The organism is Streptomyces sp. NPDC046860 (assembly GCF_040645115.1).
Classification (GTDB): domain Bacteria; phylum Actinomycetota; class Actinomycetes; order Streptomycetales; family Streptomycetaceae; genus Streptomyces.
This window is the reverse complement of record NZ_JBEYXQ010000007.1, coordinates 44,624-57,852: the sequence shown is the minus strand read 5'-3', so window position 1 is coordinate 57,852 and position 13,229 is coordinate 44,624. Positions and strand designations below refer to the sequence as shown.

Genomic DNA, 13,229 nt, shown 5'->3' with positions numbered 1-13,229 from the left:
CGATGCCGATGCCGATGCCGAATCCGATCCCGACGCCGGGGGCGGTGGCCGTCGTCCTGAAGCCGCTTGCCGGGGTGCCGAGATGAAGTACGTCGAGCTGCGCGGCGGAGGCGGCGAGGAGCCGGTGCTCGCCGATCCCCGCCCCTATCTCGCCCGGCTGCCGGGCATCGCCGCCGGACTCCCGCCCGGCGCCCGCGCCTTCGCCACCGACCCGGCGCACTACGACCCCGAGGCCAAGCGCTGCGTCCGCGACCTGCTGCCCGCCCGGGTGAGCCGCACGGCCGACGGCGACGTCGAGATCCGCTTCCGGCACAACTGCTTCCGCCACGAGGAGGACCTGCTGGTCCGCTACACCGGCGTCTCCCGCTTCCAGTCGGACGTGCTGGACGTGTGCGACCCGGCCTCGCTGGGCGATGTGATCCTCGACGAGATCCTGCCGCAGCCCGGCGGCTGCACCCACGAGGTGGCCTGCCGTCCCGGCCGGCTGGTGGTGGCCTGCCAGGACCTGGTGGCCCAGTGGGTACCGGCCGCCTGCCCGGACACGGGCTTCGGCGCGGGGGTGGAGGAAGGGGCCTAGGGAGGAAGGGGCCTACGAAGGATGAGCGAATCGCGTGGCGGCGTCGCGCCGTTCGGACGGGACCGGGGGTTGTGGCCGTGGCCTAGGCTGGTCGGGTGACGACCCCGGAAGCTGAGCAGAGCGAGCAGTCCCAGGCACCGCGGCCCGAAGAGCGGCTGGAGAAGGCCGTCCGCGTCGCAGAGCAGGCCCTGATCGACTTCGAGATCGCCGTGGAGACCTTCCGCGTCGAGGTCGAGAACTTCGCCCGGCTCCACGAACAGCGGCTCGGTCCCCTCTACGCCCGCATCGAGGAGCTGGACGCCTCGATCGCCGAGGCGCGGGCCGCCCGCACCCAGGACCCTGAGGACATCCGCCGTGCCGCCGAGGCGCGTGCCAACCTCTCGCCCATCCCCGGGGTCGAGGAACTCCTGCACGGCTGGATGGACGGCCAGGGCCTGTTCCCCGAGGCCACCGCGATGCTCACCGACCAGCCCGTGCGGCCCCCGGAGCGCGTGCGCCCCAGCGAGGAGGTGCGCAAGCTCTACCGCGACCTCGCCCGCAAGGCCCACCCCGACCTCGCCCAGGAGAACGCCGAGCGCACCCGCCGCGAGGAGTTCATCACCCGCGTCAACGCCGCCTACGCCCGCGGCGACGAGGCCCTGCTCAGGGAACTCGCCGCGGAGTGGGCCGCCGGCCCGGTGCCGCCCGAGCGGCAGCCCAGCCCCAGCGACGAGCTGTACGCCCGCCTGGAGTGGCTGGCCCAGCGCAAGGAGCTGCTCACCCTGGTCGCCCGGGAGCTGGAGAACGGCGCCATCGCCGGCATGCTCCGCCTGGCCCCGGACGACCCCGACAGTCTGCTCACCGAGATCGCCGAACGGCTGCACGGTGACATCGCGCGACGTGAGGCCGATCTCGCGGCCCTGCTGACGCAGGAGTGAGACCGGCGTCGGGCCGGGCGCTTCGGGTAGCGTCGGGGGCATGAGTTTCGGAGCTGGTGTGCCCACGGTCGAGGTCACGGACCTCAAGGACGGCGATTTCCTGCTGGACGTCCGCGAGGACGACGAGTGGCGGGCCGGTCACGCCGAGGGAGCGCTGCACATCCCGATCAGCGACTTCGTCGCCCGGTACGGCGAGCTGACCGAGGCCGCCCCGCAGGACGGCCGGGTCAACGTCATCTGCCGCTCCGGCGGCCGCTCGGCCCAGGTCACGATGTACCTCGTCCAGCAGGGCATCGACGCGGTGAACGTCGACGGCGGCATGAAGTACTGGGAGGCCGCGGGCCGCCCCGTCGTCACGGACGCGGGCCAGGCCGGGGTCGTGATCTAGGCACCCTCGCTCACCGGTCGAAGTCCACCTCCACCTTCTCCGTCATGGGGTGGGACTGGCAGGCCAGGACGTAGCCCGCTTCGGTCTCCTCGGGTTCGAGGGCGAAGTTGCGGTCCATGCGGACCTCGCCGGTGACCAGGAAGGCGCGGCAGGTGCCGCAGACGCCGCCCTTGCAGGCGTAGGGGGCGTCGGGCCGGTTGCGCAGGACGGTGTCCAGGAGGGACTCGCCCTGCTGGGCCGGCCAGCTGCCGCCGCGGCCGTCGAGGCGGGCGGTGACCGTGCTGTGCGCGGGTGCCGGGACGGTGGTGGCCGGGGCGGTGCCGCCGTCCACGTGGAAGATCTCCTGATGGATGCCGGTACGGTCCACGCCGAGTCCGCGCAGGGCCCGTTCGGCGTCCTCCACCAGGCCGTACGGGCCGCACAGGAACCAGCCCTTCACCGCCTCAACCGGAAGCAGCGCGGGCAGCAGGGCGGTGAGCCGGTCCCGGTCCAGGCGGCCGGAGGGCAGGCCGGCCTGCTGTTCCTCGCGGGAGAGCACCGTCACCAGCTGGAAACGCTCCGGGTGACGGTCCTTCAGGTCGGCCACCTCCTCCAGGAACATGGTCGAGGCGGCCGTACGGTCGGCGCGGATCAGGCAGAAGCGGGCGTCGGGCTCGCGGGCCAGCAGCGTGGCGGCGATGGACAGCACCGGGGTGATGCCGCTGCCGCCCACCACGGCCGCGTAGTGCCCCGGCGCCGGGTCCAGGGTGAAGCGCCCGGCCGGGGTCATCACCTCCAGCTCGTCCCCGGCGGCGATCTCCTTGAAGGCGTAGGTCGAGAAGGCGCCGCCGTCGACCAGCCGCACCCCCACCCGCAGCGTGTCCGGGCCGGGTCCGGCGGGGTCGGGCGCAGGGGAGCAGATCGAGTACGTGCGGCGGATGTCCCCGCCGTCCACGTGGCGGCGCAGGGTGAGGTGCTGTCCCGGCTTGTGCCGGTACTCCTCGCGTAGTTCGGCCGGCACGGCGAAGGTGACGGCGACCGAGTCGTCGGTCAGCCGGTCGGTCTCGGCCACCCGGAGCCGGTGGAAGCGTGCCATCACAACTCCTTGAAGTGGTCGAAGGGTTCACGGCAGACCAGGCACCGGCGCAGTGCCTTGCAGGCGGTGGAGGAGAAGCGGCTCAGCAGCTCGGTGTCGGCGGAGTCGCAGTGCGGGCAGCGGATCGCCTCCGGTTCCGGTCCGGGCGCCTGGTCGCCTTCGTGCCCGGTGCGGGTCGGGCCGAGGGTGAGGGCGACCGGTCCCTCGGCGTGCAGGGCGCGGGGCGGGGCGATGCCGGACTGCCGGAGTTTGCGGCGGCCCTCGGGGGTGATGTCGTCCGTGGACCAGGCGGGCGCGAGGACCGTGCGGACGGTGACCTCGTGCATGCCGTGGGCGCGCAGGACCCGTTCGATGTCCGCGCTCATCGTCTCGACGGCCGGGCAGCCGGTGTAGGTCGGGGTGAGGTCCACCTCGACCGCGTCGGTGCCGGTGAGGTGGACGGCGCGCACCACGCCCAGCTCGCGCAGGGTGAGCACGGGCAGTTCGGGGTCGGGCACCGAGCCGGCCAGCTCCAGCAGCTCCGTCTCCAGGGCGGTGGCGGTCACCATGACGCCCCCGGGTGGCTGCGGTGCAGGTGCTGCATCTCGGCGAGCATCCGCCCGAACGACTCGGTGTGCAGTCCCTGCCGGCCCGCGCCCGCCGCCCAGGCGCCCGTGCGGGGGCCCTCGGGCACGGTCAGGGTGGCCCGGCCGAGCACATCGGTCACGGACCGGAGCCAACTCGCCTCCAGCAAGGCCCAGTCCGCGTCCATACCGGGTACCGGCTGGAACATCTCGCCGGTGAAGCGCCACAGCGCGTCGCAGGCCCGGCTCATCCGGTCGCGGCTGTGATCGGTTCCGTCGCCCAGGCGCGCGGTCCACTGCTCGGCGTGGTCGCGGTGGTAGGCGACCTCCTTGACCGCCTTGGCGGCCAGCGGCTGGAACGGGCCTTCCCGTGAGGCGAGTTCGGTGTACAGGAGGTGCTGGTAGGTGGAGAAGTACAGCTGCCGGGCGATGGTGTGGGCGAAGTCGCCGTTCGGCTGCTCCACCAACTGGAGGTTGGTGAAGGCGCGTTCCTCGCGGAGGTAGGCGAGTTCGTCCTCGTCGCCGGTCATGGACAGCAGCACGCGGGCCTGGCCGAGGAGGTCGAGCGCGATGTTGGCCAGGGCGACCTCCTCCTCCAGGACGGGGGCGTGCCCGGCCCACTCGCCGAGACGGTGGGAGAGCACCAGGGCGTCGTCGCCGAGGGCGAGCGCGGCGGTGGCGGGGACGGTGGCGGTCACAGGTGCTTCACCCCGTCCGGGATCTCGTAGAAGGTCGGGTGCCGGTAGGGCTTGTCGGCGGACGGCTCGAAGAAGGGGTCCTTCTCGTCGGGCGAGGAGGCGGTGATGGCGCCGGCCGGGACGACCCAGATGGAGACGCCCTCGCCGCGCCGGGTGTAGAGGTCGCGGGCGTTGCGCAGGGCCAGCTCGGCGTCGGGGGCGTGCAGGCTGCCGGCGTGGGTGTGGGAGAGGCCGCGGCGGGAGCGGACGAAGACCTCCCACAGGGGCCAGTCGGTGTGGGTCATGCGCGCGTCGCTCCTGTCCGGCCGGTGCTCCCGGCGTGCTTGGCCGCGTGTGCGGCGGCCGCTTCCCTGACCCAGGCGCCCTCGTCGTGTGCGCGGCGGCGCTGGGTGATGCGCTGTTCGTTGCAGGGGCCGTTGCCCTTGAGGACCTCGTGGAACTCGGTCCAGTCGATGGCGCCGAAGTCGTGGTGCCCGCGTTCCTCGTTCCACCGCAGGTCGGGGTCGGGGAGGGTGAGGCCGAGGGACTCGGCCTGGGGGACGGCGATGTCGACGAAGCGCTGGCGCAGTTCGTCGTTGGAGTGGCGCTTGATCTTCCACTCCATGGACTGGGCCGAGTGCTGGGAGGCGTCGTCGGGCGGGCCGAACATCATCAGCGAGGGCCACCACCAGCGGTCGACCGCGTCCTGCGCCATGGCGTGCTGCTCCGGGGTGCCCTTGCTGAGGGCGAGGAGGAGTTCGTACCCCTGGCGCTGGTGGAAGGACTCCTCCTTGCAGATGCGGACCATCGCGCGGGCGTAGGGGCCGTAGGAGCAGCGGCACAGGGGGACCTGGTTGGTGATCGCGGCGCCGTCCACCAGCCAGCCGATCGCGCCCACGTCGGCCCAGGTCAGGGTCGGGTAGTTGAAGATCGAGGAGTACTTCTGGCGGCCGCTGTGCAGCTTGTCGAGCAGTTCCTCCCGGCTGGCGCCGAGGGTCTCGGCGGCGCTGTAGAGGTAGAGGCCGTGGCCTGCCTCGTCCTGGACCTTGGCCATCAGGATGGCCTTGCGGCGCAGGCTGGGGGCGCGGGTGATCCAGTTCGCCTCCGGCTGCATGCCGATGATCTCGGAGTGGGCATGCTGCGCGATCTGGCGGACGAGGGTGGCGCGGTAGGCGTCCGGCATCCAGTCGCGTGGCTCGATGCGCTCCTCGGCGGCCACCGCCGCGTCGAAGGCGTGCTGGTGCGCCGCCGTGTCCGCGGTGGCGCCGGGTGCGCCGCCCGCGGGTGAGCGGTCCGTGCGAGGCGCGGCTGCTGTGGCCATGCGGTCCCCCTGACCTAGGACTCTGCCGGAGACACGTCCCGACCGATCGTTCGGTTCGTGCGTGTCAATGGTGTGCCGGGGCGTCGTCGGGTGTCAACCGCTGTGGACAACGCCGTGGGGCGCCTGTGGAGAACCTCGCCGTCCCGGGCGCGCTCCCGGGCGGTACGGGCCGGGCCCTGGGCTGCGCGGGGCGGGTGGGGCTGAGTACCGTTCCGTGCGGATGCCGAGCGGAAGCGGAGGCGTCCGAGGACCAGGGGGCGCCCGTGACGGGCGCGTCGACGACGGAGCGGGGGACGGGGCGGGATGGACGCGTACGACGAGGACTCGAAGGCGCCGCGCGGGCCGGACGGGCCGGCCGGGGCGCGTCGCACGGAGGCCGCCGACGGCCCCGGCGCACCGCCCGGGGAGAGACGGGGCGCCGAGACCGGTGAGCCCGCGCCCTCCGCGACCCCCGCGTCACCGGGTCAGCCCGCCGGACTGGCCGCCCTCCCGCCCCGCTACCGGATCGTGGCCGGGGCCGGGCTCGCGGCCGTGGCGGCCGTCGCCGCGGTGCACCTCGGCATGGTCTTCCTGAGCCTCGCCCCCGCCAACACCGTGAGCAAGCGGCACGGTGAGGCGGTGCAGGCGTGGGTGTACCCGGAGTTCGAACAGAACTGGAAGCTGTTCGCGCCGAACCCGCTGCAGCAGAACGTCGCCGTGCAGGCGCGCGCCGAGGTCCGGACCGAGGACGGTGATCTGCGCACGACCGGCTGGACCGACCTGTCCGCGCAGGACGGCGCCGCCATCGACGGCAATCTGCTGCCCAGCCACACCCAGCAGAACGAGCTGCGCCGCGCCTGGGACTTCCTCGGCGCCACGCACGGCACGGACAACCGGCCCGTGGGCGTGCGCGGCGCGCTCTCCGAGCAGTACGTGCGCCGGATCGTGGTGCTGCGCCTGGAGCGGGACGGGGAGGCCGGCCGCGCCGGGACCCTCCAGCGCGTGCAGGTGCGCTCCCGTACGGTCAACGTTCCGCCGCCCGAGTGGAGCCGCGAGAAGGTGTCGGCCAACCCCGTCTACCGTGTGCTGCCCTGGTGGACGGTGACCGGTGACGAGACCGAGGCGGGTGCGCGATGAACCGGCTGTCCCAGACCGTCGCCCGGGGTGTCGAACGCGTCACCGGCTCGGCCCTCGGCCCGTACCAGAGCGCCGTGATCCGCATCGGGTTCGCCGGGACCTGGCTGCTGTTCCTGCTGCGCGAGTTCCCGAACCGCCTGGAGCTGTACGGCCCGGCCGGCCCCTGGAGCTGGAACCTGGCCCGCCAGCTGATCGACGACAACCAGGCCTTCACGGTGCTGATGTGGTCCGACGGGCGGCTCTGGTTCGAGCTCTGCTACCTCCTGGCCGTCCTGGCCAGTGCCGCGCTGCTGGTCGGCTGGCGCACCCGTACCGCGTCCGTGCTGTTCATGGTCGGGGTGCTGTCGCTGCAGAACCGCAGCGTGTTCATGGGGGACGGCGGCGACAACGTGCTGCATCTGATGTCCCTCTACCTGGTCTTCACCCGCTGCGGCCAGGTGTGGTCGCTGGACGCGCGGCGCGCCGGGCGGGCGGAGGCGGCACGCGCGCGCGGGGAGAGCGTTCCCGCCGACCGGGTGGGGCCGGTGCTGTGGGCTCTGTCCGGCGCGGTGCTGGTGACGGCCGCGCTGACCGGCCGTCTCGGCGGCGGCTGGCTGGTGCCCGCGCTGCTGTGGACGGTCTGGGCCGGGCTCGGCCTGTGGTGGTTTGCCGGCCGCCCGGCGCGGTCACCCCGGCCCCGGATGCTGCTCGACGTGCTGGCGAACGTGACGCACAACGCCGCCCTTGCCGTGATCATGGCGGAGGCGTGCCTGATCTACGCCACGGCCGGCTGGTACAAGATCCAGGGCTCGCGCTGGCAGGACGGCACCGCCGTCTACTACCCGCTCCACCTGGACTACTTCTCCCCCTGGCCCGCTCTCGCCGGGCTGATGTCCGCCAGCGGGGTGCTGATGATGATCGTGACCTACGGGACGGTCATGGTGCAGGTCGCCTTCCCCTTCACCCTGTTCAACCGGCGGGTGAAGAACGTCCTGCTGGTGCTGATGATGACCGAGCACGCGGTGATCGCCGTCGTCCTCGGGCTGCCCTTCTTCTCGCTGGCCATGATCGCGGCGGACGCGGTCTTCCTGCCCACCGCCTTCCTGCTGCTCCTCGGCGGCTGGGTCACACGCGCACGTGGCCGGCTCATACGGCGCGGCGGTGCCGGCCGGGTGCCGCCTCCCCGCACCCCCGAGGAGGCTTCCGGGAGCCGCGTAGGGTTCACGGCATGACCGACCCCCTGAACCGCTGGCGCGAGCGCGCCGGGGACGCCGTGCTGCTGGACGGCTTCCACGCTCTCAAGCACGCGCTGCGCTTCGGGGCCGAGGTGCCCGTGGCGGTCACCACCGACCGGGCGGCCACCCTCGCTCTGGCGCATGAGCTCGCCGGGGACGTCAGGGACACCCTGGACGCGCTGCTGACGGAGGTGCCCCAGGCGGCCTACGCCTCGCTCGTGCCCCGTCCGCACCCGACCGGGGTGGCGGCGCTGGCCGTACGGCCCTCCCGCGAGGCCAACCTCGGGACGCTGGCCCGTACGCCCCGCACCGCCCCCGTGGTGGTGCTGGACGAGCCGCGCAACCTCGGCAACGCGGGCGCGGTGATCCGGCTGGCCGCCGGTTTCGGGGTGACCGGGGTCGTCACCACGGGCACCCTCGACCCCTGGCACTCCACCGTGGTGCGCGGCGGGGCGGGGCTGCACTTCGCCACTGCCGTGGAACGGCTCGGGGTCGACGAGCTGCCTGACGGGCCGCTGTTCGCCCTCGATCCCGAGGGCGACGACATCCGGCGCACCGAGCTGCCGGACGACGCGGTGCTGGCGTTCGGCTCGGAGCGCAGCGGGCTCTCGGCCCCCTTGCGCGCCCGCGCCGACCGGCTGCTGGCGCTGCCCATGCGGCCGCAGGTCTCCAGCTACAACCTGGCCACCAGCGTGGCCATGACGCTGTACCACTGGAGCCTGCGCGCCGCCTGAACCGCAGGGGCTCAGCGCTCCCGGCGGACCTCCACCACGCGGAAGCGGTTGGCCACGTACGCGCCGTCGGTGAGGGCCGCGTTCGCCGCCGGGTTGCCGCCGGAGCCGTGGAAGTCGGAGAAGGCTGCGGTCTGGTTGACGTACACCCCGCCGGTCAGGTTCAGGGAGAGCTGGGCGGGCTCCTCCAGGCAGACCTCCTCGATCGCCCGCGCGACCTCCGGGTCGATGGTGTGGGCGCCGACCGTCATGGCGCCCTGCTCGCGGATCGTGCGCCGCAGCAGCTCCACCGCGTCGGCGGCCGAGTCGACGGCCACGGCGAAGGACACCGGGCCGAAGCACTCGCTGAGGTAGGCGGCCTCGGCGTCCGGCTTGGTGCCGTCCAGCTTCACGATGACCGGGGTGCGCACCACCGCGTCGGGGAAGTCCGGGTTGGTGATCTCGCGGGAGGCCAGGGCGACCTCGCCGAGGTCGGCGGCGGCCTCCAGCCGGGCCTTGACGTCCGGGTTGACGATGGCGCCCAGCAGGGCGTTCGCGCGGGCGTCGTCGCCGAGCAGGCCCTCGACGGCACGGGCCAGGTCGCGGGTGACCTCGTCGAAGGTCTTGTGGCCCTCGTCCGTGCCGATGCCCTCGCGCGGGATCAGCAGGTTCTGCGGGGTGGTGCACATCTGGCCGCTGTACAGGGACAGCGAGAAGGCCAGGTTGGACAGCATGCCCTGGTAGTCGCCGGTGGACTCCACGATCACCGTGTTGACGCCGGCCTTCTCGGTGTAGACCTGCGCCTGGCGGGCGTTGGCCTCCAGCCAGTCGCCGAAGGCGGTGGAGCCGGTGTAGTCGATGATCCGGATCTCGGGGCGGGTGGCGAGGGTCTTGGCGATGCCCTCCCCGGGCCGCTCGGCGGCCAGCGCGACCAGGTCGCTGTCGAAGCCGGCCTCGGCCAGCACCTCGCGGGCCACCTGGACGGTGAGCGCCAGCGGCAGCACCGCGCGCGGGTGCGGCTTGACCAGCACGGCGTTGCCGGTCGCCAGGGAGGCGAACAGGCCCGGGTAACCGTTCCAGGTCGGGAAGGTGTTGCAGCCGATCATCAGCGCGATGCCGCGCGGGACCGGGGTGAAGCTCTTGGTCAGCGTCAGCGGGTCGCGCTTGCCCTGCGGCTTGCTCCACTCCGCCGTGCCGGGCGTGCGGGTCTGCTCCGCGTACGCGTACGCCACGGCCTCCAGGCCGCGGTCCTGGGCGTGCGGGCCGCCCGCCTGGAACGCCATCATGAACGCCTGGCCGCTGGTGTGCATGACCGCGTGGGCGAACTCGTGCGTCCGGTCGCTGATCCGCTTGAGGATCTCCAGACAGACCGCCGCGCGGGTCTCCGCGCCCGCGTCCCGCCAGGCCGCCTGCCCGGCGCGCATCGCCGGCAGCAGCACGTCGAGGTCGGCGTGGGGGTAGCTCACGCCCAGTTCGACGCCGTACGGCGAGACCTCGCCGCCCACCCAGTCGTCCGTGCCGGGCTGGTCCAGGTCGAGGCGGGTGCCCAGGAGCGCGTCGAAGGCGGCCTTGCCCGCGCCCGCGTCCAGGCTGCCGTGCTCGCCGTACGCCTTGGGGTGCTCGGGGTGCGGGGACCAGTACGCGCGGGTGCGGATCGCTTCCAGGGCCTGGTCGAGCGTGGGCCGGTGCTTGGCGATCAGCTCGTGTGCGGTCGGTCGGGCGGTCATCCTGGACCAACTCCTCGTCTGCGTGAACTCGTCGTCGAGCTCGTGACCTGGGCGTGGGGAGAGACGGCAGGGGTGGCGGCGGCCCGGATCTGCGGAGCCTTCCGCCGGACGGTGGTGGGCTGCGGGCGGTCGGAGCTAGAGTAACCGAACGATCGGTCGGGACAAGGGGGTCCGCCGCATCTGTGGACAACGTCGTGCGGGAGGATCGCGCACATGACAGCTATCGACCTCAGCAGCCCCGTGGCCGTGGTCGGCACCGGAACCATGGGCCAGGGCATCGCCCAGGTCGCGCTGGCCGCCGGCCACCCCGTGCTGCTCCACGACGCCGTGCCGGGGCGGGCGCGTGAGGCCGCCGAGGCCATCGGGGCCCGCCTCGACCGGCTCGTGGCCAAGGGCCGCCTCGGAGCGGACGAGCGGGACGCGGCGCGCGCCCGGCTCACGCCCGTCGGGCACCTCGGCGAGCTGGCCGACTGCGCGCTGGTCGTGGAAGCCGTGCTGGAGCGGCTGGACGTCAAGCAGGAGCTGTTCCGGGAGCTGGAGGGGGTCGTCTCCGAGGACTGTCTGCTCGCCACCAACACCTCCTCCCTGTCGGTGACCGCCGTCGGCGGGGCGCTCGCCTCCCCCGGCCGCTTCCTGGGCCTGCACTTCTTCAACCCGGCCCCGCTGCTGCCGCTGGTGGAGGTCGTCTCCGGGTTCGCCACCGACGTCACCTCGGCAACGCGCGCGTTCGAGACCGCCCGCGCCTGGGGCAAGAGTCCGGTGGCCTGCGCCGACACCCCCGGTTTCATCGTCAACCGCATCGCCCGGCCGTTCTACGCCGAGGCGTTCGCGGTGCTGGAGGCCCAGGGCGCCGATCCCGCGACGATCGACGCGGTGCTGCGCGAGTGCGGGGGCTTCCGCATGGGCGCCTTCGAACTGACCGATCTCATCGGGCAGGACGTCAACGAGTCCGTCACCCACTCGGTGTGGAACTCCTTCTTCCAGGACGTCCGCTTCACGCCCTCGCTCGCCCAGCGCCGCCTGGTGGAGTCGGGGCGGCTCGGCCGCAAGAGCGGACAGGGCTGGTTCGACCACGCGGAGGGGGCCGAGCGCCCCGAGCCGCACACCGCGGAGAAGGAGAAGCCGCCGGCCCATGTCACCGTCGAGGGTGACCTCGGCCCGGCCGCCGGACTGCTCCCGCTGATCCGCGAGGCGGGCATCACCGTCCACGAGGAGGAAGAGGACCACGGCACCCGCCTGGTCCTGCCGAGCGGCGGTCAGCTGGCCCTCGCCGACGGCCAGACCGCGGTGGAGTTCCGGGACGTCGTCTTCTTCGACCTCGCCCTCGACTACCGGGCCGCCACCCGGATCGCGCTCTCCGCCTCCCGGGAGACCCCCTCACGCACCCTCGCCGAGGCCATCGGCCTCTTCCAGGCGCTCGGCAAGGACGTCAGCGTCGTCGGCGACGTGCCCGGCATGATCGTCGCGCGGACGGTGGCCCGGATCGTCGACCTCGCGCACGACGCCGTCGCCAAGGGCGTGGCCACCGAGGAGGACGTCGACACCGCGATGCGCCTGGGCGTCAACTACCCCCTCGGACCCTTCGAGTGGAGCCGCGCGCTCGGCCGGAGCTGGGCCTACGAACTGCTGGAGGAGCTGCACCTGCGCGACCCCTCCGGCCGGTACGCGCCGTCCCTCGCGCTCTACCGCCACGCTTACGCCACCGACAAGCGGGAGGGCACCTCATGACCACGGCCAAGCGCGACACCTACACCCCCGAGACCCTGCTCTCGGTCGCCGTGGGCGTGTTCAACGAGCGCGGCTACGACGGCACCTCCATGGAGCACCTCTCCAGGGCCGCGGGCATCTCCAAGTCCTCGATATACCACCACGTCAGCGGCAAGGAGGAACTGCTGCGCCGCGCCGTCAGCCGGGCGCTGGACGGGCTGTTCGCCATCCTGGAGGAGGAGCACGCGCGCGTGGGCCGCCCGGTGGACCGGCTGGAGCACGTCGTGCGGCGCATGGTCGAGGTGCTCATAGCCGAGCTGCCCTACGTGACGCTGCTGCTGCGCGTGCGGGGCAACACCGAGGCGGAGCGGTGGGCGCTGGAGCGGCGCCGGGACTTCGACCACCGGGTGGCCGAGCTGCTGAGCGCGGCCGCCGACGACGGGGACGTGCGCGGCGACGTGGAGGTGCGGCTGGCGACCCGGCTGGTCTTCGGGATGATCAACTCCATCGTGGAGTGGTACCGGCCCGAGACGCGCGGGGCGGCCGGGCGCGAGGTGGCCGACGCGGTGGTGCGGCTGGTCTTCGCGGGCCTTCGGGAGGAGTAGCCGCTCCTCGGAGCGAAGAGGACGTAGCCGCTCCTCGGAGCGGAGAGGTCACGCGTCCGGCTCCAGGTCCTCCTCCTCGAACACCAGCAGCGTGCGGGTGCCGAGCACCTCGGGGATGGACTGGAGCCGGGTGAGCACCAGCTCGCGCAGCGCCCGGTTGTCCGGGGTGTGCACCAGCAGCAGCACGTCGAAGTCGCCGCCGACCAGCGCCATGTGCGAGGCGCCGGGCAGGCGGCGCAGGTGTTCGCGGACCGTGCGCCAGGTGTTCTGGACGATGTTCAGCGTGATGTACGCCGAGGTGCCGTGTCCGGCCCGCTCGTGGTCGACGCGGGCGCCGAAGCCCCGGATCACCCCGTCCTCGACCAGCCGGTTGATCCGGGCGTAGGCGTTGGCGCGGGAGACGTGGACGCGCTCGGCGACCGACCGTATCGAGGCACGGCCGTCCGACTGGAGGATCTTCAGGATGTCCTGATCTATGGCGTCCAGCGGTCGGGGCGGGGGCAGTGCGCCACCCGGCTCCGGTGCCTGGGCCATTTGTTCAGGCGTCATGTCCCCCCGCTTCATCGCCGTGGACGTCCTGCATTCATTCCAAGCTGTGCAAAACCGTTTGTCCACAGCCTGAGGGGGCCAGT

Annotated in this window: 15 protein-coding genes; 8 read left to right on the top strand and 7 right to left on the bottom strand. The window is 72.9% G+C overall.

The window, feature by feature from the left end; all coding sequences use genetic code 11:
* Window positions 1-82: 82 nt before the first annotated feature.
* From ABZ898_RS12525 to ABZ898_RS12515, 3 genes are all read left to right on the top strand, one after another.
* Complete coding sequence (locus ABZ898_RS12525; protein WP_361656465.1) at window positions 83-577, top strand: hypothetical protein; 495 nt, start codon at window positions 83-85, stop codon at window positions 575-577.
* Between the two features lie 95 nt (window positions 578-672).
* Complete coding sequence (locus ABZ898_RS12520) at window positions 673-1,494, top strand: hypothetical protein (RefSeq protein ID WP_361656462.1); 822 nt, start codon at window positions 673-675, stop codon at window positions 1,492-1,494.
* Window positions 1,495-1,534: 40 nt separating this feature from the next.
* The gene (locus ABZ898_RS12515) at window positions 1,535-1,882 is read left to right on the top strand and encodes a rhodanese-like domain-containing protein (protein ID WP_361656459.1); all 348 of its coding nucleotides are present in this window, start codon (window positions 1,535-1,537) and stop codon (window positions 1,880-1,882) included.
* A gap of 10 nt (window positions 1,883-1,892) precedes the next feature.
* Here the strand turns inward: ABZ898_RS12515 and paaE are convergent, their stop codons facing one another.
* The 5 genes from paaE to paaA are packed head-to-tail and all read right to left on the bottom strand — an operon-like array spanning window position 1,893 to window position 5,518.
* The gene (gene paaE, locus ABZ898_RS12510; RefSeq protein WP_361656456.1) at window positions 1,893-2,957 is read right to left on the bottom strand and encodes a 1,2-phenylacetyl-CoA epoxidase subunit PaaE; all 1,065 of its coding nucleotides are present in this window, start codon (window positions 2,955-2,957) and stop codon (window positions 1,893-1,895) included.
* The gene (gene paaD, locus ABZ898_RS12505; protein WP_361656453.1) at window positions 2,957-3,505 is read right to left on the bottom strand and encodes a 1,2-phenylacetyl-CoA epoxidase subunit PaaD; all 549 of its coding nucleotides are present in this window, start codon (window positions 3,503-3,505) and stop codon (window positions 2,957-2,959) included. Before paaD ends, paaE begins: the two co-directional genes overlap by 1 nt.
* The gene (paaC, locus tag ABZ898_RS12500; protein WP_361656450.1) at window positions 3,499-4,218 is read right to left on the bottom strand and encodes a 1,2-phenylacetyl-CoA epoxidase subunit PaaC; all 720 of its coding nucleotides are present in this window, start codon (window positions 4,216-4,218) and stop codon (window positions 3,499-3,501) included. The genes paaD and paaC overlap by 7 nt, the downstream gene beginning before the upstream one ends.
* Window positions 4,215-4,502, bottom strand: a complete 288-nt coding sequence (gene paaB, locus ABZ898_RS12495; protein ID WP_361656447.1) for a 1,2-phenylacetyl-CoA epoxidase subunit PaaB — start codon at window positions 4,500-4,502, stop codon at window positions 4,215-4,217. The genes paaC and paaB overlap by 4 nt, the downstream gene beginning before the upstream one ends.
* Entirely contained in the window at window positions 4,499-5,518 is a 1,020-nt protein-coding gene (gene paaA, locus ABZ898_RS12490) for a 1,2-phenylacetyl-CoA epoxidase subunit PaaA (RefSeq protein ID WP_361656444.1), read from the bottom strand. Before paaA ends, paaB begins: the two co-directional genes overlap by 4 nt.
* 303 nt (window positions 5,519-5,821) lie before the next feature.
* Between paaA and ABZ898_RS12485 the strand changes: the two genes are divergently transcribed.
* From ABZ898_RS12485 to ABZ898_RS12475, 3 genes are read left to right on the top strand one after another with little or no spacing between them, the layout of a single operon-like run.
* Window positions 5,822-6,634 (top strand): DUF5819 family protein, encoded by an 813-nt coding sequence (locus tag ABZ898_RS12485; RefSeq protein WP_361656441.1) that lies wholly within the window; start codon window positions 5,822-5,824, stop codon window positions 6,632-6,634.
* Entirely contained in the window at window positions 6,631-7,845 is a 1,215-nt protein-coding gene (locus ABZ898_RS12480) for an HTTM domain-containing protein (protein ID WP_361656438.1), read from the top strand. Before ABZ898_RS12485 ends, ABZ898_RS12480 begins: the two co-directional genes overlap by 4 nt.
* A complete protein-coding gene (locus ABZ898_RS12475; protein ID WP_361656435.1) occupies window positions 7,842-8,582 on the top strand; it encodes a TrmH family RNA methyltransferase in 741 nt (246 codons plus the stop codon). Before ABZ898_RS12480 ends, ABZ898_RS12475 begins: the two co-directional genes overlap by 4 nt.
* 11 nt (window positions 8,583-8,593) lie before the next feature.
* On the opposite strand, the gene paaN is transcribed toward ABZ898_RS12475, so the two are convergent.
* Window positions 8,594-10,285: a phenylacetic acid degradation protein PaaN gene (gene paaN / locus ABZ898_RS12470; protein WP_361656432.1), complete on the bottom strand. Its 1,692-nt coding sequence runs from the start codon at window positions 10,283-10,285 to the stop codon at window positions 8,594-8,596.
* A gap of 213 nt (window positions 10,286-10,498) precedes the next feature.
* On the opposite strand from paaN, the gene ABZ898_RS12465 reads away from it, so the two are divergent.
* Window positions 10,499-12,013 (top strand): 3-hydroxyacyl-CoA dehydrogenase, encoded by a 1,515-nt coding sequence (locus ABZ898_RS12465; protein WP_361656429.1) that lies wholly within the window; start codon window positions 10,499-10,501, stop codon window positions 12,011-12,013.
* Window positions 12,010-12,597 carry a TetR/AcrR family transcriptional regulator gene (locus tag ABZ898_RS12460; RefSeq protein ID WP_361656426.1) on the top strand — a complete coding sequence of 196 codons (588 nt, stop codon included), beginning with the start codon at window positions 12,010-12,012 and terminating at the stop codon, window positions 12,595-12,597. The genes ABZ898_RS12465 and ABZ898_RS12460 overlap by 4 nt, the downstream gene beginning before the upstream one ends.
* A gap of 48 nt (window positions 12,598-12,645) precedes the next feature.
* Here ABZ898_RS12460 and ABZ898_RS12455 read toward each other — a convergent pair whose 3' ends face one another.
* Window positions 12,646-13,131: an Lrp/AsnC family transcriptional regulator gene (locus ABZ898_RS12455; RefSeq protein WP_361657041.1), complete on the bottom strand. Its 486-nt coding sequence runs from the start codon at window positions 13,129-13,131 to the stop codon at window positions 12,646-12,648.
* Window positions 13,132-13,229: the final 98 nt, after the last annotated feature.